At 44.4% G+C, this 24,138-nt stretch carries 24 protein-coding genes; all 24 read right to left on the bottom strand.

The window, feature by feature from the left end; genetic code table 11:
- Positions 1-285 precede the first annotated feature (285 nt).
- The 24 genes from V6C11_RS02345 to mtaB all read right to left on the bottom strand — a co-directional run bounded on the left by V6C11_RS02345 (position 286) and on the right by mtaB (position 24,129).
- Complete coding sequence (locus V6C11_RS02345) at positions 286-879, bottom strand: TetR/AcrR family transcriptional regulator (protein ID WP_333529473.1); 594 nt, start codon at positions 877-879, stop codon at positions 286-288.
- A gap of 882 nt (positions 880-1,761) precedes the next feature.
- Positions 1,762-2,556 carry an arsenite methyltransferase gene (gene arsM / locus V6C11_RS02340; RefSeq protein WP_333529472.1) on the bottom strand — a complete coding sequence of 265 codons (795 nt, stop codon included), beginning with the start codon at positions 2,554-2,556 and terminating at the stop codon, positions 1,762-1,764.
- A 182-nt stretch (positions 2,557-2,738) separates the two neighbouring features.
- Positions 2,739-3,059, bottom strand: coding sequence for an ArsR/SmtB family transcription factor (locus V6C11_RS02335; RefSeq protein WP_333529471.1), 321 nt, complete (start codon positions 3,057-3,059; stop codon positions 2,739-2,741).
- A 395-nt stretch (positions 3,060-3,454) separates the two neighbouring features.
- The gene (ppdK, locus tag V6C11_RS02330) at positions 3,455-6,112 is read right to left on the bottom strand and encodes a pyruvate, phosphate dikinase (protein WP_333529470.1); all 2,658 of its coding nucleotides are present in this window, start codon (positions 6,110-6,112) and stop codon (positions 3,455-3,457) included.
- Between the two features lie 107 nt (positions 6,113-6,219).
- Positions 6,220-7,026 carry a pyruvate, water dikinase regulatory protein gene (locus V6C11_RS02325; RefSeq protein WP_333529469.1) on the bottom strand — a complete coding sequence of 269 codons (807 nt, stop codon included), beginning with the start codon at positions 7,024-7,026 and terminating at the stop codon, positions 6,220-6,222.
- 40 nt (positions 7,027-7,066) lie between these two features.
- The gene (locus V6C11_RS02320) at positions 7,067-7,702 is read right to left on the bottom strand and encodes a helix-turn-helix transcriptional regulator (protein WP_333529468.1); all 636 of its coding nucleotides are present in this window, start codon (positions 7,700-7,702) and stop codon (positions 7,067-7,069) included.
- Positions 7,703-7,820: 118 nt separating this feature from the next.
- Entirely contained in the window at positions 7,821-9,908 is a 2,088-nt protein-coding gene (gene glyS / locus V6C11_RS02315; RefSeq protein WP_333529467.1) for a glycine--tRNA ligase subunit beta, read from the bottom strand.
- Positions 9,901-10,788: a glycine--tRNA ligase subunit alpha gene (gene glyQ, locus V6C11_RS02310; protein WP_333529466.1), complete on the bottom strand. Its 888-nt coding sequence runs from the start codon at positions 10,786-10,788 to the stop codon at positions 9,901-9,903. Before glyQ ends, glyS begins: the two co-directional genes overlap by 8 nt.
- 307 nt (positions 10,789-11,095) lie before the next feature.
- Complete coding sequence (locus V6C11_RS02305; protein ID WP_333529465.1) at positions 11,096-11,545, bottom strand: DUF4342 domain-containing protein; 450 nt, start codon at positions 11,543-11,545, stop codon at positions 11,096-11,098.
- Between the two features lie 29 nt (positions 11,546-11,574).
- On the bottom strand, positions 11,575-12,348 hold the full coding sequence (gene recO / locus V6C11_RS02300; protein ID WP_333529464.1) for a DNA repair protein RecO: 774 nt from the start codon (positions 12,346-12,348) through the stop codon (positions 11,575-11,577).
- Positions 12,349-12,466: 118 nt separating this feature from the next.
- Positions 12,467-13,375 (bottom strand): GTPase Era, encoded by a 909-nt coding sequence (gene era, locus V6C11_RS02295; RefSeq protein WP_333529463.1) that lies wholly within the window; start codon positions 13,373-13,375, stop codon positions 12,467-12,469.
- Between the two features lie 13 nt (positions 13,376-13,388).
- On the bottom strand, positions 13,389-13,790 hold the full coding sequence (locus V6C11_RS02290) for a cytidine deaminase (RefSeq protein ID WP_333529462.1): 402 nt from the start codon (positions 13,788-13,790) through the stop codon (positions 13,389-13,391).
- Positions 13,791-13,877: 87 nt separating this feature from the next.
- On the bottom strand, positions 13,878-14,231 hold the full coding sequence (locus V6C11_RS02285; protein ID WP_333529461.1) for a diacylglycerol kinase: 354 nt from the start codon (positions 14,229-14,231) through the stop codon (positions 13,878-13,880).
- A gap of 109 nt (positions 14,232-14,340) precedes the next feature.
- Positions 14,341-14,802, bottom strand: coding sequence for an rRNA maturation RNase YbeY (ybeY, locus tag V6C11_RS02280; protein WP_333529460.1), 462 nt, complete (start codon positions 14,800-14,802; stop codon positions 14,341-14,343).
- A complete protein-coding gene (locus V6C11_RS02275; protein ID WP_333529459.1) occupies positions 14,783-16,939 on the bottom strand; it encodes an HD family phosphohydrolase in 2,157 nt (718 codons plus the stop codon). The genes ybeY and V6C11_RS02275 overlap by 20 nt, the downstream gene beginning before the upstream one ends.
- 39 nt (positions 16,940-16,978) lie before the next feature.
- Positions 16,979-17,938 carry a PhoH family protein gene (locus V6C11_RS02270; RefSeq protein ID WP_333529458.1) on the bottom strand — a complete coding sequence of 320 codons (960 nt, stop codon included), beginning with the start codon at positions 17,936-17,938 and terminating at the stop codon, positions 16,979-16,981.
- Complete coding sequence (gene yqfD / locus V6C11_RS02265) at positions 17,917-19,203, bottom strand: sporulation protein YqfD (protein WP_333529457.1); 1,287 nt, start codon at positions 19,201-19,203, stop codon at positions 17,917-17,919. The genes V6C11_RS02270 and yqfD overlap by 22 nt, the downstream gene beginning before the upstream one ends.
- Entirely contained in the window at positions 19,203-19,502 is a 300-nt protein-coding gene (gene yqfC, locus V6C11_RS02260; protein ID WP_333529456.1) for a sporulation protein YqfC, read from the bottom strand. The genes yqfD and yqfC overlap by 1 nt, the downstream gene beginning before the upstream one ends.
- Before the next feature lie 57 nt (positions 19,503-19,559).
- Positions 19,560-20,000, bottom strand: coding sequence for a hypothetical protein (locus V6C11_RS02255; protein ID WP_333529455.1), 441 nt, complete (start codon positions 19,998-20,000; stop codon positions 19,560-19,562).
- A 16-nt stretch (positions 20,001-20,016) separates the two neighbouring features.
- Positions 20,017-20,982, bottom strand: a complete 966-nt coding sequence (floA, locus tag V6C11_RS02250; RefSeq protein WP_442886017.1) for a flotillin-like protein FloA — start codon at positions 20,980-20,982, stop codon at positions 20,017-20,019.
- A gap of 344 nt (positions 20,983-21,326) precedes the next feature.
- Entirely contained in the window at positions 21,327-21,830 is a 504-nt protein-coding gene (locus V6C11_RS02245) for an NfeD family protein (protein ID WP_333529453.1), read from the bottom strand.
- A 242-nt stretch (positions 21,831-22,072) separates the two neighbouring features.
- A complete protein-coding gene (gene rpsU / locus V6C11_RS02240) occupies positions 22,073-22,252 on the bottom strand; it encodes a 30S ribosomal protein S21 (RefSeq protein WP_333529452.1) in 180 nt (59 codons plus the stop codon).
- Between the two features lie 127 nt (positions 22,253-22,379).
- Complete coding sequence (locus V6C11_RS02235; RefSeq protein ID WP_333529451.1) at positions 22,380-22,721, bottom strand: histidine triad nucleotide-binding protein; 342 nt, start codon at positions 22,719-22,721, stop codon at positions 22,380-22,382.
- Between the two features lie 97 nt (positions 22,722-22,818).
- The gene (gene mtaB, locus V6C11_RS02230; protein ID WP_333529450.1) at positions 22,819-24,129 is read right to left on the bottom strand and encodes a tRNA (N(6)-L-threonylcarbamoyladenosine(37)-C(2))-methylthiotransferase MtaB; all 1,311 of its coding nucleotides are present in this window, start codon (positions 24,127-24,129) and stop codon (positions 22,819-22,821) included.
- Positions 24,130-24,138: the final 9 nt, after the last annotated feature.

Genomic DNA, 24,138 nt, shown 5'->3' with positions numbered 1-24,138 from the left:
AAGGAATATTTTCTTTGCTTAATTGGTGGGCTTATTTCTTATACCCTTTTTTAGGTAAAAGGTGTACTTTTGTTAAATTAATTTCCAATTTTCTAGAATCACCTTCTTGACATATCACCGCTGGGCTTAACCTCCGCAACAACCTGGTTACACCACCATTTACCTTTTTATTGTTCTGTTCATTTCCCATGATCAACACCTTTTAGCTGGTTCCAATAACGGCAGACACCATGATAACGGATGTTTCTCTCATAAACACTTTCCTTTTGGTGCCTCTTACTAAAATCATTTAACAATTTTTAATACACCCTTTATCAGTTCTAAACCATATTCTTCATTATTAAACTTATTTTGCGGGGATAACATCGTCTCCGATATCGCCCCTTGAACAATAGTTGAAACTACTTGCGGATTAAAATCTCCGAACTCTTTTGCTTCTTGTCCTTTAAACAGTATTTCTTTTAATAAACTGGCTTTTAAATCTTCTTTATCGTCTTCTAACAAATAATATGGGACTTGATCCGATGTTCGGGCGTTAAAAACAATTTCAATTAAAGCAATACTGTTTGCTCGATTTAAAAGCTGGTAAGCTAAACTTGCTTCAATAAATGCGATCAATTTATCTGTCCATTTACTTTTTAGGGCAACTCGTTTATTAACAAAAAGCCACTCTTGCTCTACCAAAAACATTAAGGTATTATTCATCAAATCTTCTTTACCGGAGAAATGATAGGAGATAAGTCCTGTGCTGATATTAGCCTTACCGGCAATTTTAGCTAAGCTTGTATTTACATATCCAATCTCCTTTAAAACCTCAATAGCTGCCTTTATTATTTGCTCCCTTCTCGCTTCGGTTATAAACGATTGTTTATCCTCCATGCAAAAAACCACCTTCTCTTAATAACAACAGTTTATAGATTTCGCTGAACGTATATTCAATTTATTGATTGATCGTTCAATCAAATTATAACTTGTCTTTCTCTTCGTGTCAATTCAATAAGGTTGTTATGCAAACCTACAACAACCAGTCATAGTCTCGGCATTTATGGCGTCAATTTTTTAAATTTATATAGCCTTACAACCGTTTTTGGCAACAAATATAAAAAGGGTATTGTCCGTTAAAAACATTTGAGGACAATACGCCATTTTCTTTCGTGGACTTTCCACCTGAAATTACAAGCAGGGCCTTTTACCGGGCATGGCCTGCTTCCAGTTGACCGTCACCGAACAGAATGCGTGTCTGTGCATACATTTGAAAGCTCATAGCATATTCCTCCTGATTGCTTCTGTATTTTTGCATGATAAAACCGAGACTCAAGTTTATATTAACTATGCGACTTAAAGTTAAGTTTAAGTCAATATCCAATTGAAAATATTTTTCCGGGAGGACTATATGCTTTTTCTTTCTAAAACACCCTGTTTTTACCCGTTTTTTGTTTCAAAATGCAAATAACCAAATAAAAAAGGTATGATCCCTCAAATTATCAAGAGATAATACCCTTACTTTATTTTTACATTATGCCACAAACCTTTGGTACGCAATGCCTTCCTACTTCTGACCCAAATCTCCCGATTTGTTTATCACAGCCTGGCGGCTGCTATCATAATAGACCAAGCGCCGTTTTTTCACATTATGGAACACTTTATACAAATTATAAATTTTATTGTTACTCTATCCAGCTTTATAAATGCAGGTATTTTTAATAAATAGAACTAAACATCTCATCGGAAATTTAGTTCTATGTTAGTTTTTATAGTAAATTACAACAATTTAGTTGCCTTTATTGAAGCAGACATAATATATTCACCAACGCTTAAATTATGTGCCCATTTTTTAGCATATTCCTTCGGTACTTCTTTAGTTTCAATATTGATATTACTAAATCCAGCTCTCTCTAAATATATTTTTAGCTCTTCAACTGAAGAGGCGCCAGCAACTCAACCACAATAAAGTTTTTCATCTTGCTTCATTTCTTCTGTCAGGTCTTTAATTAGGACTACATCAGAAATAGCAACTCTACCACCTTTTAGCAATACCCTGTATGCCTCATGATATACCCTTTGTTTTTTGGGGGACAAGTTTATTACACAATTTGAGATAATTACATCTGCTGTGTTATCAGCTACCGGAAGATTTTCAATTTCACCTAATCTGAAATCTACATTCGTATATTTATGTTTCTTTGATAAAATCCTTGATTTACTCACCATTTCAGGCGTCATATCTACTCCAATTACATATCCCTTGGGACCTACCTTTTTTGATGCCAAGAAACAATCAAATCCGCCTCCGCTCCCAAGGTCAATTACTGTTTCACCTTCTTTTATCTCTGCAATCAGTTGAGGATTTCCACAACCTAACCCCATGTTAGCGCCTTCTGGTACATTTAACATTTCTTCATCCGAATACCCAATTTCTTTTGATACTTTTTTGGTAGAATCTTTTATTTTAATACTACCGCTACAGCATCCTCCACTGTTTACCTTGCCGTCAGCTATTTTACCATAACTTTTACGAACAATATTTCTAATATCAGTTTTATTTATATCACCCATAGACACCACTCCTTAAATTATTTAACAAAGGACTGAGTCCGGTTCCGCTTTCTAAGCTCTTTAATCCTCTTTTCATTTCTGTGATAATAACTTCAAATTCATTATCACTCTTACCGGTTGGACCCTCGAGCACCCAATCCCATTAGTATCTTGAATTATTAAGTAATTAAAAAGATCATCTTCTAACATTTTTCAGGGCATTCAAAGCATTTATTTGGGTTTTCTAGATTTACGGCAACATCATTTAAAAATTCATTTAGTATTTTAAGGTTATCCTTATTAATAGTATATTTCATCCAAATTCCATCACGCCTACTATTCACAAGGCCACTTTCACTTAAAATTTTCATGTGGTATGAAAGAGTCGACTGTGTAATGTTAAATTCATCTAAAATATTACAAGCACAAAGCTCACCCTGAGAAAGCATATGAAATATCTTAACCCTTGTTTCATCTGAGAGAGCTTTCATAAACAAAGCATAATCCCTGTATTTACTTTCCACCTTAGCACCTTCTTTCGTAAAGCAATCATATAGATGGTTATCTATGTATATTATATTCCTGAATATAGATAGATGTCAATGTGTAACTTGGCAACTTAATTACCACTATATATTTTTAAGAAAAGCACCTCTCATTATATATTTTTTTTTAATAATATCGCTTTATGCCAAAACAAAGACCCTACCCGTTTCTAGGATAGGGTCTAGCCCTGTCATGTTATCACATCCGTCTATACAATAATCATTTAACGTCTAACTCTTAAAACTGCCTGGACAGTGGCTAAAACCTATTATCACTCTCATGAGTATTTTAACAAATAAAAAAACAGGGTATTGTCCTTTAGCATCACTAAAGGACAATACCCTTTGGGACTACACGCTTACTATTCTAACCTTTACTTCGATTGGTCTTTGTTGTTAACCGCGGCCTGGGCGGCAGCTAAACGTGCGATAGGTACACGGTAGGGGGAGCAGCTAACGTAGTTGAGGCCAATCATGTGGCAGAATTCTACGGAGCTGGGTTCACCGCCGTGCTCGCCGCAGATACCGATGAGCAGGTCAGGTTTTACCCGGCGGGCATTGTCTACGGTCCACTGCATGAGTTTGCCAACACCCTTACGGTCTAGGACAATGAAGGGGTTTTCGGCAAGGATTTTCTTCTCAATGTAGGGCTGCATGAATTTGCCTTCGGCATCATCCCGGGAGAAGCCCAGGGTGGTTTGGGTCAGGTCATTGGTACCAAAGGAGAAGAATTCTGCCTCGGTAGCAATCTCATCGGCCAGTAAACACGCCCGGGGAATTTCAATCATGGTGCCTACGGTATAATGGAAATCCACACCCGTTTCTTGCTTAACTTGATCCGCAATATCGATTACTAATTGACGTAGATAAGCCAATTCCTTAACTTCGATAACTAAGGGAATTTCCACTTCCGTCTCAATCTTGTAGCCTTCCTGCACTAGGCGGGCAGTGGCTTGGAAGATGGCTCTGGCTTGCATAGCATATACTTCCGGCCAGGTAACGCCAAGGCGGCAGCCCCGGTGACCCAGCATGGGGTTGAATTCGGATAAGGAGCGTACCTTGCGCATTAACTCTTCGTTATAGCTTAACTTAGCTGGGTCCCCATTGGTTAACTTCAAGGTGTTAATTTCCACAGCCAGTTCTTCGGCATTGGGCAGGAACTCGTGTAAGGGGGGGTCCAATAGGCGGATACATACAGGCAGTCCGTCCATGGCCTTGAGAATGCCGTAGAAATCTTCTTCTTGCATGGGCAGTAATTTAGCCAGTGCCTCTGCCCTTTCCTCGATATCATTGGCCAAGATCATTTCTTGTACGATGGGTAAACGATCCAAAGCCATAAACATATGCTCGGTACGGGTCAAGCCAATACCCTCGGCACCAAATTCCCGAGCCTTGGCAGCATCCTCTGGCGTATCAGCATTGGCCCTTACTCCCATGGTGCGAAGTTCATCGGCCCACTGTAATAATAGTTGGAATTCGTTGGAAAGTTCCGGCTCGATCATGGGTACTTCACCCAGAATCACTTCACCGGTGGAACCATCAATGGATACGATGTCACCATCTTTAACTTTAATTTTACCTACCATAAATTGTTTATTTTCATGGTCAATGCGAATGGCCTCACAACCACAGACGCAGGGTTTACCCATACCACGGGCCACCACGGCAGCGTGGCTGGTCATACCACCCCGGGAGGTTAAAATACCCTGGGCTGCTACCATGCCATGGATATCGTCTGGTGTGGTTTCGGTACCAACTAAGATCACCTTATGCCCCTGTTCATGTAATTTTTCCGCTAGGTCAGCATCAAAGCACACTTCTCCAGATGCAGAACCAGGGGAAGCAGGTAAACCTTTGGCCACTACTTCTAGTTTGGCAGTAGGATCAATACGGCGGTGCAGCAATTGATTGAGTTGATTGGGATCAACCCGATTGATGGCCGTTTCCTTCGTAAGGACGCCTTCACTAACCATTTCCACGGCAATCCGAATGGCAGCCTGAGCGGTACGCTTACCGTTACGGGTCTGCAGCATCCATAATTTATTGCGTTCAATGGTAAACTCGATGTCTTGCATGTCTTTGTAATGGTTTTCCAAAAGGGTGCAGGTTTGGGCAAACTGCTGGTAAACATCGGGCATTTCCTCAGCCAGTTTGGCAATAGGCTGGGGAGTACGGATACCAGCCACCACATCTTCACCCTGGGCATTGGTCAGATACTCACCATAAAGCAGTTTCTCGCCGGTGGAGGGGTTACGGGTAAAGGCTACACCCGTACCGCAATCATCCCCCATGTTACCAAAGACCATTGCCTGCACGTTAACAGCGGTGCCCAGATCATCGGAAATCCTATGCACCTTACGATAGACGATGGCACGATCATTCTCCCAGGAATCAAAAACTGCATAAATGGCCTTATAAAGCTGCTCCTTGGGATCCTGCGGGAAGTCACTGCCTGTTTCTTTGCGAACGATGTATTTATATTTTTCAATAACTTCTTGCCAATCCTCAGAAGTTAACTGATTGTCAAATTCAACATTTCTCTTGTGTTTCTGATCTTCCAAAACGGCTTCGAATTTATGATGTTCAAGGTCCAGAACCACATTACCAAACATTTGAATAAAGCGACGATAGCAATCGTACGCCCAACGTGCATTGCCGCTGCTGTCAGCCAAGGCAGTGACGGTTTGATCATTAAGACCTAGATTTAATACCGTGTCCATCATACCAGGCATGGAAACAACTGCGCCAGAACGCACAGATACTAAAAGGGGACCGCTCAGGTCGTTGAATTTTTTATTAAGTGTTTGCTCTAACCAGGCTACTTTTGCTTCTATTTCCTGCTCAAGTCCTTCGGGGAATTTACGTCCGGCATTGTAAAACTCTTTACAAGCCTCCGTGCTGATGGTAAATCCAGGGGGTACCGGAAGGCCGATATTGGTCATTTCCGCTAGGTTGGCGCCTTTACCGCCTAAAAGGCCTTTCATTTCTGCTTTTCCTTCCGAAAAAGCATAGACATATTTTTTGGTTGCCAATTTAAATTCCCTCCTGTTTTTTGAGGCAGGAGGTGAGCATTACTCACCTCCGAAATAGAATTCGCCTCTTTACTTATCTTTATTCCACCTTGTCATATTTTAGAAAACTACCGACCGTACCTTTCACCCCTATAATAGATTTCCAGCACTTTACTGGCAGTTTCCTCAATAGCTTTATTGGTAACATCAATCACCGGGCAGCCAACTCGCTTCATAATTTCCTCGGCGTACTCCAGCTCTTTTAAGATACGTGCATGACTGGCATAATCTGCATTTGAGGTAAGCCCCAGGGTTTTTAACCTTTCTGTGCGAATCACATTCAATTGTTGGGGTTTGATGGTTAAGCCAATGACTTTTTTGTTCGCCAGATTAAAAATTTCCTTAGGCGGTGCCACTTCTGGCACCAATGGAACATTGGCCGCCTTAATTCGCTTATTTGCCAAATACATGCTTAAAGGTGTTTTAGATGTCCGGGAAACTCCGAGAATTACCAAATCGGCTTTTTGAATTCCTCTGGGATCCTTTCCGTCATCATACTTTACTGCAAATTCGATGGCTTCAACCCGACGGAAATACTCTTCATCCAGCTTGCGCACCAAACCAGGTTCAAGTTTCGGGGGACCCGACGTAATGATGCTTAAAGCATCTAAAATGGGACCCATAATATCTACTGTGGGGATGTTATGCTTATCTGATTCTATAATCAGAACTTCCCGTAACTCAGGCAAAACCAGAGTAAAGGCAATGATACAGTTTTGGCCCTGCGCTTCATTAACAATATCTACAATATCCTGGGGATCATTGGCGTAGGGAACACGGCGTATTTCTATGTCTACACCATTAAATTGGCTAACTGCCGCTTTGGCCACTAATTCTGCCGTTTCACCAATGGAGTCAGATACAATATAGACCACCGGATGATCGTCTTTTGGTGCTATAATGGTAAACCCCTCCTCAAGACCCTTCGCCTAATTCAACAAAGAGCCGGGTAACATTTGTCTTGGAAAATCTGCCAACGACTTCGTAATCTTTGCCGTTGACCACCTGAACAGTCCGTACCACTGGTAACGAATCGATTTCATGGGTTAGCAGCTTATGGGCCGCTAACCAGACCGAGTCATTCTCCTGAACCATGTGGATATTCGGCATTCTTGTCATGATCACGCCAACAGGCAATTTGTGAATGTCGTGACCACCAAGGGTGGTCTTTAGCAAGTCTTTGCGTGAGACAACACCGTCTAACATACCGCCTTCACGAACAATATAGAGGGTCCCCACATCTTCAATAAACATTGTGACCACTGCATCATATACAGAACAGCTTTCAGAAACCACCGTGGGCACTGATTTAACTTCACCCACCTTGATCCGGGTGATTTTATCTGCTAGGATCTTGTCAGCGGATTTTCCACTATAGTAATATCCTACCCTCGGCCGAGCCTCAAGGATCCCCGCCATCGTCAAAATCGATAGGTCTGGCCTTAAGGTTGCCCTAGTCAGGTTGAGGCGTTCTGCAATCTGCTCGCCGGTAATAGGACCATCGTTTTTGACAATTTCTATAATGGTTTCCTGCCGTTTGGAAAGATCCATCCCCTCACCCCTAACCTTAAATGTGACATACTAATTAAGGAGTAATCTCTGACTATAATATACTATATTTCCCCCATTAAATCCTACTTTTCCAAAAATTTTTTTTATATTTTTTATATCACTTTGATTCAACCACAATTTTGCTGAAATCAGCCACACTCATGCTAAGCTGCACAAGCTTTTTCAAAAGGGCTAGTCTATTGGTTTTTACTGCTTCGTTTTCTGCCATCACCATCACACTTTCAAAGAATGTATCCAGGGGCCTTTGGATTGTGGCAATTTTTTGTAAAGCTCCGGCATAATCCCTTTGGGCTAACAGTGGCTTCACTTCATTTTCTAAGTTTATTAGGAGTTTAGAAAGTTCCTGTTCTGCTGGATGCTCCAGGTGAACCGCTTCAATTTGTGTAGTGGTTGCGTGTTTGGCCAGGTTATTGGCACGGTTGAAAGCTGTCATAAGGGCACCAAAAGCAGGCAATTCGCGGAAGGAAGCAACTGCCACTCCTCTGTCCACCACATCTGCAAGGTCATCAAAACCAACGGTCAGTACGGCATCAATGGTATCGTAAGACAATCCCCTGTCACTGAGAATACCCTTGAGTCTTTGTTTAAAGAATTCTTCAATTTCTGAAGTTACCTGGGCTAAGTCTGATTTAAGTTCAACCGCTTCTTGATATCCCTGATATGCCCATTGAATCAGTTCCTTCAAGGATAAATGAATTCTTCCTTCAATTAAGATGTGGCATATGCCCAGTGCCTGACGACGCAAGGCATAGGGATCTTGGGAGCCAGTGGGTTGGATGCCAATGGCAAAACAGCCAACAATCGTATCCATTTTATCGGCTAAACTCAGCATCTTACCTGAAAGGGATTCCGGTAAGATATCTCCGGCAAAACGGGGCAGGTAATGTTCAAAAATTGCTTCGGCAACCTCCGGTGCCTCTCCGTTGCGTAGGGCATATTCGCGTCCCATTTCGCCCTGTAGTTCTGGAAATTCGTAGACCATGTTGGTGACTAAGTCCGCTTTAGCCAATAACGCACCCCGTTGGATACTTTCCCTTTGGGCCTCATCCGCACCCAGTGCCTCTGCCAGGTGGTCTGCTAAGGCACCAATGCGATCCACTTTATCAGCGATGGAGCCTAGCCCCTCCAGGAAGACGACTTTTTTCAAACCATTTACTTTGTCAGCCAGAGGTTGCTTTAGATCTTCTGCAAGGAAGAAGGCAGCATCAGCCAGACGAGCACGCAATACCTTTTCGTTACCAGCTGTAACAATTTCTATATATGCTGTGGTGCCGTTTCTTACTGCAATAAATTTATTTAAAAGTTTTCCTTCTATGCTAATTACAGGAAAATAACGTTGATGCTCCCGCATGGGGGTAACTAGAACTGCCCCGGGCAATTTTAAAAAGTCTGGATCAAAGGCACCACAAAGGGCTGTGGGCCACTCAATAATGTTGGTAATTTCGTCCAGCAAATCTTCGTCCTTTTCCACTACGCCGCCTTCTTGGGCGGCCAATTCCTGCACCTGCTGCCAGATGATTTCTTTACGTTCGACGGGATCGATGAGAACATAAGCAGCCCGGAGTTTGCTAAAGTAATCCGCGGGATTGGTGATGGACAGCTCCCCTGTGGCCAAAAAGCGATGACCATAGGTAACTCGGTCAGATTTTAGATTGGCCAAGCCAAAGGGCACCACATCAGCACCATAGAGGGCCAGCAGCCAACGGATGGGACGGGCAAAACGAAGTTCCAATTGCCCCCAGCGCATGGGTTTAGGGAAATGTAGTCCGGTTATCAGATTCGGGCAGATTTCCGACAGCACCTGAGCGGTAGGACGACCCTCTTCCCGCTTCATGGCATAAAGATATTCAACTTGTCCGATGTTGCGGATCACTAGATCTTCCAGGGTCACCCCCTGGGATTTGGTAAAACCTAAGATGGCCTTGGTAGGATTGCCCTCAACATCATAAGCGGCCTTTTTGGCAGGACCTTTCACTTCTTTCTCTAAGGCCGCCTGGCCTTCGGCCAAATCTTTTACGAAAAGAACCAAACGCCTTGGGGTACCATAGGTTTGGATATCTGTATAGGTTATTCTTTGTTCTTGCAAGGTCTTGACCGTAATTTCTTTGAGTTGCGTTAACGCCGGACCCAAAAAGCGGGCTGGCATTTCTTCAATCCCAACTTCCAATAAGAAGTCCTTAGCCATTCATATTGCCCCCTTTCTTTAGCAGAGGATATCCTAGTTTTTCACGCTGCTCCACATAGGCATGGGCACAGGCCCTGGCCATCTGGCGTACCCTGGCGATAAAGCCCTGTCGTTCAGAAACACTGATGGCACCCCTGGCATCTAATAAGTTAAAGGTATGAGAACATTTTAAAACATAGTCATAGGCAGGGAGCACCAGGTTCTTTTCCAGAATGCGGTTGGCCTCTGCTTCATACATATCAAACAGGTCAAAAAGCATTTCGGTGTTGGCCACTTCAAAGTTATAACTCGATTGTTCCACTTCGTTCTGGTGGTAAACGTCTCCGTAGGTGATATCACCCACCCAAAGGATATCGTAAACACTGTCCTTTTTCTGAATAAACATGGCCAGTCTTTCCAAACCATAGGTGATTTCAGCACAAACCGGGTGGCAATCAATGCCGCCACACTGTTGGAAGTAGGTAAATTGGGTTACTTCCATGCCATCCAGCCACACTTCCCAACCCAAACCCCAGGCACCCAAAGTGGGGGATTCCCAGTTGTCCTCCACAAAGCGAATATCATGCTGGTCTGGATCAATGCCAATGGCCCGCAATGAATCCAAATAAACAGGAATCACATCATCCGGGGAAGGTTTTAGGATAACCTGGTATTGGAAGTAATGCTGCAAGCGGTTGGGGTTTTCCCCATAACGGCCATCGGTGGGACGGCGTGAAGGCTCCACATAGGCCACCCGCCAGGGTTCTGGGCCTAAAGCTCTGAGAAAGGTAGCCGGGTTCATGGTACCAGCACCCTTTTCAATGTCATAGGGTTGTTGAATGATACAGTTTTGTTCTGACCAGAATTTATTTAGGGTCAGTATGAGTTCCTGGAAATTCACTGTTTTTTGCCTCCTTTTTTAGAAAAAATAAAAACTCCCGTCCCTGACATAATGTCAGGGACGGGAGCATTTCCCGCGGTTCCACCCTGTTTGGCTGATAAACAGCCCACCTTAATTGTTTGCAGGATTTACTCACCCTTGTAGTGGCTTTCCCCCTGCTGCTCAGAAACCCCCATATACGACCTTTGTTACCGGCTTTCACCACTCCGGCTCGCTGCAAACAAGCATTCGCATACTTTTTTCCTCATCGCATAATTTTCAATTATAACCAAAAATCTATCAAAATGCTAAGTTTTTGTCAATAGTTTTAGTGTCTTGGACTATTTTCCTTGTAGTTGTCTTCAGGAACTTCTACGTCTGGTTCCCACTTATCTTTTTCATCCTGAAACTCCAAGCGATAGTTATTGGCTAGGCCCGCGATGGTTCCCAAGGCACCCACAATTAATATGGGAGTACTGGCCATGGCCCCAAGAACACCTAAAGCACCAATGGTAGCTGGGAATTCTACCACTGTATTATCATCCTTCTTAACCTTAACCTTGGTCTTTTGTCCCTTCTCAATAAGGGTTTTAAATTGGCCCATAAATTCGTTGCCTTTACCGTGCAGTTTTTCATTCCATTGCCTATTTTTTTCTTCCAGTTTGATTAAGGCCTCAACAACATCGCCGCCAGCCATGTCCAGGGCATCCTTTGCTTCCTTGTAGCTAACACCCAGCCGGGCTCGAAGAAGGTCAATCTTTTCCAGTTCACTGGTCACTGCATGATACCTCCCCATAATCCTTTGTATTATATATTTGTACCCCCGTACAGGTTGGTTTTATGCAGCCGATCCATAAATTCTGTTGTTTTTAATCTTTTTTCCAGGTGATATTCCATATAGGTCCGCATAAGGGTGTTGAGTTCCTGTTGTAAAGCTATGGGTACTTTTAACTGATGTAATTTGGTTAACTCCCAACGGTAGAGGGTTTTCAATATTTCGATGGTTCCTCTGCTGAATTTTAAGGCTTTTTTTTCTAACCCAGCGCATTCCTGGCACAGTAGTCCCCCCTGCTGGGGACCAAAAAAAACCTTGGTATCTCGAATCTCAGTATCACAAGCACCGCAGCGGTTTAACTCCGGCTGCAATCCGGAATAACCCAGCAGCTTTGCCTCAAAGGCCCGAAGAATCATGACTGACTGATAACCAACTGCAATTAGGTGCAGCGTGCTGTAAAAAAGGCTAAAGATACTTGGGTTCGGTTCCCCTTCAGCAGTAAATCCATCCATTAATTCTGCTGCATAGGCTGCGGCGGTTATGCGATCTAGGTCCAGCCTAAGCTCCGTAAACCCTTCCCGGAGTTCTGCCTGGCTGATGGAATCCAATTCCCTACCCCGATGCAGCATAAACTCAGAAAAACAAAAGGGCTGCACAGCCCCCCTCTTACGACTATTTGGTTTAGCCGCACCATGGGCAACAATTCTTTGCTTACCCCTTTGTATGGAGTAAACCGTTAAAATTTTATCCGCTTCCCGCATGTCTCGGGACTTTAGTACAATGGCATCGATTTTATACGTTTTCATGGATCTACCTTTCCAGGGCAACAAATTGGCCTTGGGTCATGGGCTTTAAGCCATCCGTTATGCCATTTTTTGATGGTGCCGTTCACAATCGACAATGCCGGCTCATGGCCCACAGCATCTAGTCTTCTTGGGTAAAACCAAAATTCCTTATATCGGTCATTTTATTACGCCAATCCTTTTTTACCTTAACCCATAATTCCAGAAACACCTTGGAACCCAAGAGGTTTTCAATCTCTACTCTGGCACGGCGACCTACTTCTTTGAGCATGTTGCCACCCTTACCGATTAAAATAGCCTTTTGGGAGTCTCGCTCGGTGTAGATGACAGCATTCACCGCAACGACGCCATTATTGCGCTCCGTGATTTGTTCCACCACCACTGCAACGGAATGGGGAATTTCTTCGCTGGTCAGGTGCAGTACCTTTTCCCGAATAATTTCTGCCATAATAAACCGTTCGGGACGATCGGTAATCATGTCCGCCGGGTAATACTGGGGACCTTCGGGTAGATACTTAATGATGGTTTCTATTAAGCGGTTTACATTGTCTCCAGCCATGGCTGATACAGGGATAACCTCGGCAAAGGGCAATAGGTCTTTATATTGTATGATTCTTTCCAGCACCTGTTCCTTTTGCAGCAGGTCTATTTTATTAAGCATTAGAAATACTGGGGTTTTTACTCCCTTTAGCTGCTCAGCAATATATTGATCCCCTGGTCCCGGTGCTTCATTAGCCTCCACTAGAAAAAGCACCGCATCGACTTCCTTTAATGCCCCCAAGGCTACATCCACCATGTACTCACCAAGTTTGTGCCTGGGTTTGTGGATACCAGGGGTGTCTAAAAATACAATCTGGGCCTCATTTCTACTCAGTACGGAGTGAATTTTATGTCGGGTGGTCTGGGGCTTGTCGGACATGATGGCTACCTTTTGACCAACCAGTTTATTTAATAACGTAGATTTTCCCACGTTAGGCCGGCCCACCAGGGCCACAAAACCCGAGCGATATCCTTCGGGTGTATTGAGCATTGTTTTTCCTCCCTTAAGCTTCCATATCCTCTGCACTAAAATATCCAGGTAACAATTCACTTACTGTTACCGTCTTATACTGCCCTTGCAAGTTCGCCAGATGTACTTTCATCTCCCCATTAAATTCCGCCATAACCTGTCGGCAGGCTCCGCAGGGGCTGCAGACGGTGGGGACATCGGCAATGACTGCTAGGGTGATAAATTCTTTGTGGCCCTCTGATACGGCTTTAAAAATGGCTGTGCGTTCGGCACAGCAGGTAAGTCCGTAGGATGCATTTTCAATGTTGCAGCCGGTAAAAATCTTTCCCTCTTTTGTAAGCAGGGCCGCTCCGACTTTGAATTTGGAATAGGGCACATAGGCCTTTTCTCTGGCTTCTTTGGCTATATCTATCAGTTTCTCCGCTGTAAAGGTCATTTAAACAATCCTCCTTGCTTATACTGCACTACTTTCGGGTCTAGCCTTCAGCCTAAAAGCGGATGGCTGACGGCTGATGACTGATGGCTAAAAGCAGTAAGACAACTTCGGCCATAGGATTAGGTAGGCAACGACCACCGAATTCAGGGCCAGCAACAGCACGGCTCCGGCGGCGCAGTCTTTGGCTATTTTGGCTAGGGGGTGCTTTTGGGGGGAGGTTAGGTTTACGACCGCTTCGATGGCTGTGTTGATACATTCAGCTGCCAATACTAAAAAAATGGCAAAGCAAATATCTACCCATTCCTGTTTGGATATACGCAAAAAAAGGCCCACTGTTACCACCAAGATGGTGGCAACCAGATGAACCTTCATATTTCTTTGGGTCTTTATGGCATGTCCGATACCAGCCAGGGCATAACCAAAATTTTTCAGGAAACTCATAGTTTACCTTTCATAATCAACACATTATATAAACCCAATAATCCAGTCACAAACCATTGATGAAAATTCCGACCTCCGGCCTAGCTAAAAAAGCCGCTGCCTAAAAAGACTACCTTGGGATGTTCAGGCGATGCATGATGGCTTCTTCCTTCTGCCGCATGACCTGCCTGTCCTCCTCGGTCATATGATCATAGCCCAATAGGTGTAAAGAGCCATGGGCTGTTAAATAGGCCACTTCCCGGGCAAAGGAATGACCATATTCCTCGGCCTGACGCTGGGCAGTGGGAAGGGAAATGATGATATCCCCCAGTAGGTCTTCTGCTTCCTCGTCCTCAGGCATGTCCTCTCCTTCGTTTAAGGCAAAGGATAAAACATCTGTGGGTTTATCAATCCCTCTATATTCTGCATTTAAACTACGGATATAATTGTCATCCACAAAGATCAGTCCAACTTCTGCATCCGTGTCATATCCCTCAGACTTCAGGCTTTCCTTCACTACGGCTTCTACTAGCTGAAGTAGTTCGTCTGCTACGGTTATTTCTTCCTGTAAATTATTTACGAGAACCGCCACGGGTTTTTCTCCTTTCCATCTCCTGTTTCATGTCAGGATACTCAATTCGGTTATGGAAAATACCTGAGAGTACCCGCAGGAAGGTATTGGCAATGGCATCTAAATCCTTAAATGTCAAATTGCATTCGTCCAGTTGCCCATCCAGTAGTCGATCCTTAATAATTTTCCGCACAAGACCCTCTACCCTGCCAGCCGTAGGATTTTGCAGGGAGCGAACCGCAGCCTCAATATTATCTGCCAGCATGACAATGGCAGCTTCTTTGGTTCTTGGCTTTGGTCCTTCGTAGCGGAAATCCTCTTCTTTAATGGATTCTGCACGATCTCCCTCCATGGCCTTGTGGTAAAAGAAACTAACCAAACTTTTGCCATGATGTTGTTCAACAATATCCGTGATAACCGGTGGTAATTTATTTTCCCGAGCCATTTCCGCCCCATCTTTGACATGTGAGGTTAGGATTAACGTGCTTAACGTGGGTGCTATTTTGTCATGTGGATTATCGCAACCCAACTGGTTTTCAATAAAGAAATAAGGTCTCTTAACTTTACCTATATCATGATAATAGGCACCTACCCTTACAACCAAAGGATCTGCCCCGACACTTTCCGCAGCAGCTTCGGCTAGATTGCCTACCAGAATGCTGTGGTGATAGGTTCCCGGGGCCTCTAACATCAGCTTTTTCAGCAATGGGTTACTGGGATTGGCAAGCTCCAGCAAGCGAACGGATGAGGTAATGCCAAAGCTGGTTTCCAGATAGGGCAAGGCTCCATTCGTCAAAATGGAGGATAATAAACCATTGGCAATACCCAGAGAAAGGGCAGAGGTAATTATCAGGTACCAGGGAAGTCCAGAGATCAGACCAACCACCGCAATAACGAAAATACTAGCTGCCCCAACATAAATCCCCGCCCGCACCAGGTCTCCCCTTTGACTTAGCTTGGAAACACTATACACACCCGTGACACCGCCGACAAAGCTGACCAAGGCAAAATGAGACAGATTGCCGGACATAAAGCCCAACAGCAAAGCCAGGCACATTACCACTAGCATTGCCAAACGAGAATCTAGGAGAATGGTGATTAACATGCCAGCCGCAGCAATAGGTGCTAGATAGCCAAATAAAGCACTAAATTCTGGCCATTGATTGATGTTAATAGACATAACGGCTCTTGAAACCACAAGCGTGAGCAAGGCGACAATGCCAATGAGGTTTAAAAAACAACCTTTATTAAAAATATCTTTATTGTGAATATACGTGTACCACAGGACCAGAACCATCAGCAAAGCAACCAGTAACCCAGTGCCCACGATGGTGGTAAAGCTGTGCTGTGGCCTGGATAAGCCTAATGCCTGCAGCTTTACGATATGATCCTCGGTTACGACGTCTCCCTGGGTAAGGATTCTTTCTTTATACTGAATGTTCACTCTCACAGGAGGTACACTCTCGGCGGCTTCCTGTTGGAGCAGCCGATATTTTTCTTCATCAAAATAGGCATTGGCCCGTAGAAATTGTTTAAACAAGCCTTGTCCCAGTAAACGATAAGGCTCGGCAAATTGTTTGGCAGCTAGTCTTTCCCCAGCACTTTCCTTTGCCTCCGCCAATTGAGCCGCTGTGATACCCTCTCCCTGATTCAGCATTTCGGAAAGGATGGATGTAATGCCGGCAGTCAGTTGATCGGTACTGGTGGGATTACCCAAAGCCAATTGTTCAAGTGCAGATTCAGATAGGGTGAAGGGTATTGCTGATTTAAGTCGTAAGATCTTTTCATCCTTCTCTATGTTTCCATCCGCCTGAATCTCTTTAACTTGTTTTAGTACATCATTCATATCTTTACGGACGGTTGCCGTAACACCCTCATCAATTTCCGGTACCTTTGGCACCTTTTCCATGGCTTTTCTGCGTTCTTCGGCAGTTTTTTGCTGATCAATGTAGACCACAGCCCTCGGTGCATATATTGTAGAAGGAGATATTTGTCCAACTTGTAAATTAACCTTTTGAGGAACAAACTCAAAGGAAACCAGCATGGTAAAGAAAATAAAAAATAAACCTGCTGCAATGTAGCGTTTAAAGGAACTGTTTTTGAAAAGATATTTAAGACCTTTGATGAGGCCTCCCCCAATTCGTTTTAATAAAAACATGTGCAATCACTCCCTGGCCCACGGTAAAGGCCTGTCTTACTACTCAGCCTGCTGTTCGTAAGCCCGGATTATTTCCATCACCAAGGGATGGCGGACAATATCGGTAGCGGTCATCCATTGAAAGGCGATACCTTTGATTCCTTCCAATATGTTTTTGGCATCCACAAGTCCGGAACTCTGTCCCTTGGGAAGGTCCACCTGGGTTATATCTCCCGTAATGATTGCCTTGGAGCCAAAACCCATCCTGGTTAAAAACATTTTCATTTGCTCGGGTGTTGTATTTTGCGCTTCATCCAAAATAATAAAGGCATCTTCCAGCGTCCTACCCCTCATGTAGGCTAAAGGTGCTATTTCAATGATATTTCGCTCAAGGTACTTTTGTGTATGCTCCAGGCCTAAAATATCATATAAGCTGTCGTAGAGCGGTCTTAGGTATGGATCGATCTTTTCCTGTAAATCGCCTGGTAAAAAGCCCAGTTTCTCTCCGGCCTCTACAGCTGGTCGAGTTAAAATTAGACGATTTACTTCCTTTTTCCTTAGGGCATTTACAGCCATGGCCACTGCCAAATAGGTTTTACCACTTCCGGCAGGACCGATGGCAAAGACAATATCATTTTTTCTTATATTTTGGATGTAATCCTTTTGCCCCAGGGTCTTGGGTTTTACTTGTTTACCCCTGGCCGTGACTAAAACGACATCTCTGGCTAAATGGGTTAAAGCATCTTTAACCCCGGCTTTTACTGCCCTTAAGGCATAATTTACTTCGTGCCTGCCAATACGATTGCCAGCCCCATAATAATCCAACAACTGTGCAAAGACTTCTTTACCTTGTTCAACCTGGGTCGCCGGACCAATGAGGGTTACTTCCTCTCCTCTGGCCACTACGCGGATTTCCAAGCTTTGTTCAATTAGATTTAAATTTTCATCTTGTTTCCCTAAAATTTCTACCGCTGCTTCATTGTCATCAATAACAATCTTTAATTCTGTACGTTCGGCCAAACTTTTTCCTCCTCGGGTGCTTTGAAGGGTGTCAAAACTCCAATTTCTTCGATGGCTTCAACAAAGGCTTTAACGCGGATGATATCTTCAGATCTGCCAGTATTAACCAATTCGAGCCTGCGCTCAGCAATTTTGGGGTCCTTGGGTAGCTTTTTTTGAATGTCCGCTAAAGCTTTTTCTTCTGCAATCTTTTTAGCACCATCTTGACCATGCATGATTCTTTCTTTTATTTTCTCCAAATAGTGCACAGTTCTAATTTCGACGGGAAATTTAATATTCCTCCATTTAGGAAGACTTTTAACAGACTCCTGCATCTCATAGTATTGGTAAGGTGCTCGATGGGGCCCTGCTATGATTATTTCCTTAGTCCCGAAATTAATACAAATTGAGGTTTTTTGATTACCTGACATTTTTTCCACTATTTCATTAAGGGGACATTCCCCATATCCTTCATACCAGACCCTGGCCCGCACAAAGCCCTTGGCCTGGATATAACGGCTGATATACCGGGGTTCCAATGGTTCCTCTCCCTCTGCCAAGGGTTGGTTGGAAGGTTCTGGTTTTATTTCCTCTTTAATTTCCCCGCTTATTAAGATGGTGCCGGGTAATACGGTATCACCATCTTTAACCAAGGCTTGGCCGTTTAAAACCAATACTTCTCTAATTAAGCCTGCCTTCCCGGCCACAATATGAGCCGGACCTGTGCTGGGCGTCTCCGTGACTAGTTTTCTTTCGGCAATCTCTATGACCACCCGGGTCCCCCTGACATACACACCAGCCCACGCCACTGACGGGTTTTTTTCTCGAATGGTCTTTTCAATTTGTTTTGCATCCAAGTCCCATTTGGCCGTACCGGGAGTTAGACCAACCTCTGCAGCAATTTTTTTTATTTCTGCATCGGATAACTTTTCGTTGCCGGTGACATTGATAAACCAAACAAAGGAGGATAGAAAATAAAGGGTTACAAGAAATCCTAAGCCTCCGATAACCAGTAGTTTCCGTCTTTTGAGGCGATTTAGCACAAAGGGAAAACCCCGGCGCTCAATAATGGAAAAGCCACTCTGGGTAGCCCGGGCGATGTGTCTCAGGGGGCGAATATCAGAGATACGTACCTTTACCCGCACCTTGTTTTCACCAACACGGGTAATATCCCATAAAAAGATACCCCTGCTGGCAGCCATGTTAACAAATTTCTCCAGAAACTCTCCTCGTACGATAAGGGATACATGTCCCATTAAAAAAGAAAATAAGCGCAGCAGAACCATTACCACACCTCCCCTGGTTCCAATAGGGTTAGGCCTTTGATTTGTCCTTCCACGCATATTTCGTCTGTTTTAATGTTGCGCAGCATTAGATTTTTGCCGTCAATACCAACCTCGCCATCCCCCACCATAATACGAACCTTTTCCGAGGTGTATTCCACAATACCCCTATGGTTTTCAATAAACACTTGTAAGTGACCTACCAAAACAATTTTCGGTAAATCAAGCATGACATCACTGGGTATTTCGAAAAAATCAGAGAATTGTTTCTTAAATTTACGTTGAAAGTCTTTAAAGGACATAAAAAATCCCCCCTCCTTGGCTTATGTTTATGCAGCCCAGAGGGGGAACATTACTAATTATTGGTAAGATCTTCCCCTGCGTCGGGCCACAGGGGGACCAAGAATTTCGGATAAGATGATGCCGTTTTTCACCATGGCAGGGGTTAAATTCCCCTCCAAAAAGTTATCCTCCTCCATTTGAGCAGGGGCAGAGGACAATTGCTTTTTAGAAGCCGCTTTCTCCACCAGAGGTTTTACTTTTTGGCGCATTTCCGGCGGATTGGTTTTTTGGTCCATGATCACCGGTTCTACCCACTGAGGTTCTCTTATCTCTTCGACGGGTAATTCATAATGCTCTATTTCTTCAGACCTAGGCCCCCATTTGCCCCTAAGGTCCGGGGGCAAACGGTAGGTTGAGGTTTCTTGCTCCACGGGGGGCAGGTGCCTTTGTTTCTTCTTATTGCCGGAAAGAACACTGATGATGACCCAAAAAATGAAAAGGAGTATTAATGAATTCATTGAAACTTCACACCCCTTACTCTAACTTCTTCCCTTTCTCTTTGTCCTGCCCATTGCCGGATATAGAATCTCTCATTTTCGTATCAGCCATTATATTTTGCATGTTGTAGTAATCCATAACACCTAAACGTCCTGAACGGAAGGCATCTGCCATGGCCTTGGGCACCTCGGCTTCGGCTTCCACAACCTTCGCTCTCATCTCTTGTACCCTGGCCTTCATTTCTTGCTCTTGGGCCACAGCCATCGCCCGGCGTTCCTCAGCCTTGGCCTGGGCAATGTTTTTATCTGCTTCGGCCTGGTCTGTCTGCAGCTGGGCACCAATGTTTCTGCCAATATCCACATCGGCAATATCAATAGACAGAATTTCAAAGGCTGTTCCGGCATCCAGACCCTTGGAAAGAACGGTTTTGGAGATGCTGTCTGGGTTTTCCAGCACAATTTTATGGGTCTCCGAACTACCTACACTGGTGACAACCCCCTCACCAACCCGGGCAATGACGGTTTCCTCACCAGCACCACCCACTAGCCGGTCGATATTGGCCCTAACAGTTACTCTGGCCATCGCCTTTAGCTCAATACCATCCTTGGCCACAGCACTGATCACAGGTGTTTCAATTACTTTGGGGTTAACACTCATTTGTACTGCTTCCAGCACGTTTCTACCAGCCAAATCAATGGCCGCAGCCCTTTCAAAAAGCAGCGGGATATTGGCCCGTTCTGCCGCAATCAAGGCATCAATAACCCGATCCACATTGCCGCCGGCCAAATAATGGGCCTCCAGTTGGTTTACACTGATAGCCAGTCCTGCTTTATCTGCTTTAATCAAAGGATTGACAATCTGAGCCGGTGGCACCCGGCGTAATCTCATACCCACCAGGGTGAAAATCCCCACCTTTACCCCCGCTGCCAATGCTGAAATCCACAGGCCCACCGGGATAAAACTTAATACCACAACAACCATAACAGCAATTAATACAACCATGACTAAAAAAGAAAGACCACCTAGACTAATCGACATGAAATACCTCCTTCGTGCTTATACTGTATTGCCTTGGGTCTAGCCTTGGGCCATGGGGCTTTAAACCATCCTCTATGTCATCCTGAGCGGTAGCGAAGGATCTTTTCTTTCACTGACCGGCTTGTGCCAAAATCCGTTGCTATCGCTCAGGATGACAGAAGCATCCCCCGCTGGTGCCGCCAACGACGGCATGGGGAACTACCCTGAAAAATGGCATGGTCCTCTAAGCTAAAGCCCTTACTTATAACATGCACAAAAGGCCTATGGCACATGCACATGGCCAACCAGAAGGCTATCCCCTAAAAGCCCTAAGCCAATGCCTTTACAACCACCCTGGTTCCTTCCACCTTGACGACAATGACTTGTGTCCCCGGCGGGATGAATTCGCCCTCGGTTACCACATCTACCTTCAGCCCTTCTATGAGTGCTGAACCGGCTGGACGTAAGGGTGTAGCAGCCACCCCCCGCTGACCCAATAGTTTTTCCATCTCAAGGTTGGGGGCCAGATAGCCCTCTTCCCGATTTTGGCGGTTATCCAGGGTAACCTTACGCCAAAAATTAAACTTTGTGGCCAGCCATATGCCCCCCACAAGAACCAACGCTGTGACGATCAAAGCCAGGGTTAGTGCCTGGGTGGCATGAAAGATATCCACTGAAAGCAGCAGTACACCCCATCCCAGCAAAACAACCCCGATCACACCAGCCACACCAAAACCCGGCACAAAAAATATTTCGATGATTAGAGCCAAAATTCCCAGAACCAAAGCAAGGGCAGCTAACCAACCAGACATCGTTGCCAAATAAAAAAGCATTTTATCACCCCTCTCAAACTGGGCTGTGGGCCACGTGCTTAAGATACATCCATAAAAAGCCCAAGACCCACTGCTTATGGTCAAAATACTACGACTAAAATTATTATACCATACTATTGGAAAAACTTATTTTGCACTACGTGGGTCGTAAACCATAAAATGGCTCAAGGCCAATGGCCCAAGGCCTATATTGTAAAAAAATGCTTGGCATAGATGAATGCCAAGCATTTTTTTGAAGCTAATTATTTAAAGCTTTTACGTTTACGAGCTGCTTCGGATTTTTTCTTTCTTTTCACACTGGGTTTTTCGTAATGCTCGTGTTTGCGTGCCTCAGCCAAAACGCCAGCCTTTTGACAGGACCGCTTAAAGCGCCGGAGGGCACTGTCCAGTGTCTCGTTCTTGCCGACTCTAATTTCCGCCACTCAATTTCCCTCCCTCCGCCAAACCATAAACCTTAATCTAGTCTAATCAAATTATGTGTGGAAAAGGCTATGTAAAAAATACAATACCACTTAATTATAACGCGACATCCAGCTCTAGTCAATCATTTTAGCCCGGAGGCCATTGCATTTGTCGTCCACCCAAGAGATGAAAATGAAGATGATGTACCGTCTGGCCCCCCTCTTCGCCACAATTGGCAACCAGTCGATAACCCTTAGCTAATCCTAATTCTTTAGCTAATTTGGCGGTGGTTAATAGGATATGTCCCATTAAGTCTGCATCTTCCATACCTACATCATCCAGAGAGGATATATGTTTTTTAGGAATAACCAGGACATGAACAGGAGTGGCAGGAGCAATATCTCTAAAGGCAAATACCTTATCATCTTGATACACAACCTGGGAGGGTATTTCTCCGGTTATAATTTTACAGAAAATGCACTCTTGCAACGAGCAAGCACCTCCCCCCACAGATAATAAAAATATTCATTGATAGTCTTACCGAAAATATTATTCAACACACCTATTATAATATCCTGCAAATGTCTTAAATAATTCTGCCTTTTAAGACAGATTCCTCAACAGCTTCAATTTGTACCTCGATCAGTTCCCCCCGTAGACTTTCATCACCGGGGAAAATAACCTTGAGATAAGTATCGGTATGACCTTCCCAAAGACTATGATTTTTTTCGTGAGGTTGTTCCACCAACACTGTAATTTTTTTGCCCACCTGGCCCTGGGCAAATTTACTTGCCAAATGATTACCCAATTCAATCAGTCTTTTGCTGCGTTCTTCTTTTTCCTGTGGCTCAACCTGATCCGTCATTTCAGCAGCCACAGTCCCCTTGCGCGGGGAGTATTTAAAGACATGAATATCGGCAAAACCTGACTGTTCAACGGTCTTCAAGGTGTTTGCAAAATTTCCTTCGGTTTCTCCGGGAAAACCAACTATGACATCGCTGGTGATGGAGATACCCTTCATTCTCTGGTGAATTTTATCAATCAAGTCCATAAATTGCTTCGAATTATAGCGTCTTCTCATCCGGACTAAAACCTCGTCATCACCACTTTGCAGCGGTATATGTAGGTGCCGGCAAACATTGGGGTTCTCTGCCACTGAGTTGATCAGGGCATCATTTATATCGTGTGGTTCCACAGAACCCAGACGCAACCGGAGGAGACCGGGCAATTTTGCCAGACGTTCCACCAACCAGGCCAGATCGATCTGCTTGTCTGCAAAATCTTGACCATAGGCACCAATGTGAATACCCGTTAAAACAATTTCTTTAAAGCCCTGCTCAATGAGTGCTGCTGCAGAACTTATAACATTTTCCGGCAATCGACTACGCACAGGCCCCCTGGCATAGGGAATAATACAGTAGGCACAAAAGCTATTGCAGCCTTCTTGAATTTTCAAAAAGGCCCTGGTTTTACCCTGCTCTGTGGGAACAGGAAGTTCCTCAAAACAATCGGTGCCCATGATATCCTCGACGGCATTGACAGGGCCTTTGCCCCTGGCGTAGGCCTCCACCAAGTGCACAATTTTGCTTTTATCCTTTGTGCCGATCACCAGGTCAACACCGGGAATTTCCAATACCTCTCCGGGGGAGGTTTGGGCATAGCAACCAGTGACGGCAATGACGGCCTCCGGATTTTGTTTGGCGGCCCGGCGGATAATTTGCCTGGATTTACGATCCCCCAGATGGGTCACTGTGCAGGTATTGATCACATAAACATCCGCCTGTTCTTCGAAATCAACAATTTCGTAAGCCCCTTGCCGAAATAAATCTGCAATGGCAGAGGATTCATACTGATTTACCTTACACCCAAGGGTATAGATGGCAGCAGATTTAGCCATATCGGAAAC

The sequence above is a fragment of the Desulfotomaculum sp. 1211_IL3151 genome, assembly GCF_036763075.1.
GTDB lineage: Bacteria > Bacillota > Desulfotomaculia > Desulfotomaculales > Desulfotomaculaceae > Desulfotomaculum.
This window is presented reverse-complemented; position numbering and strand designations above follow the sequence as displayed.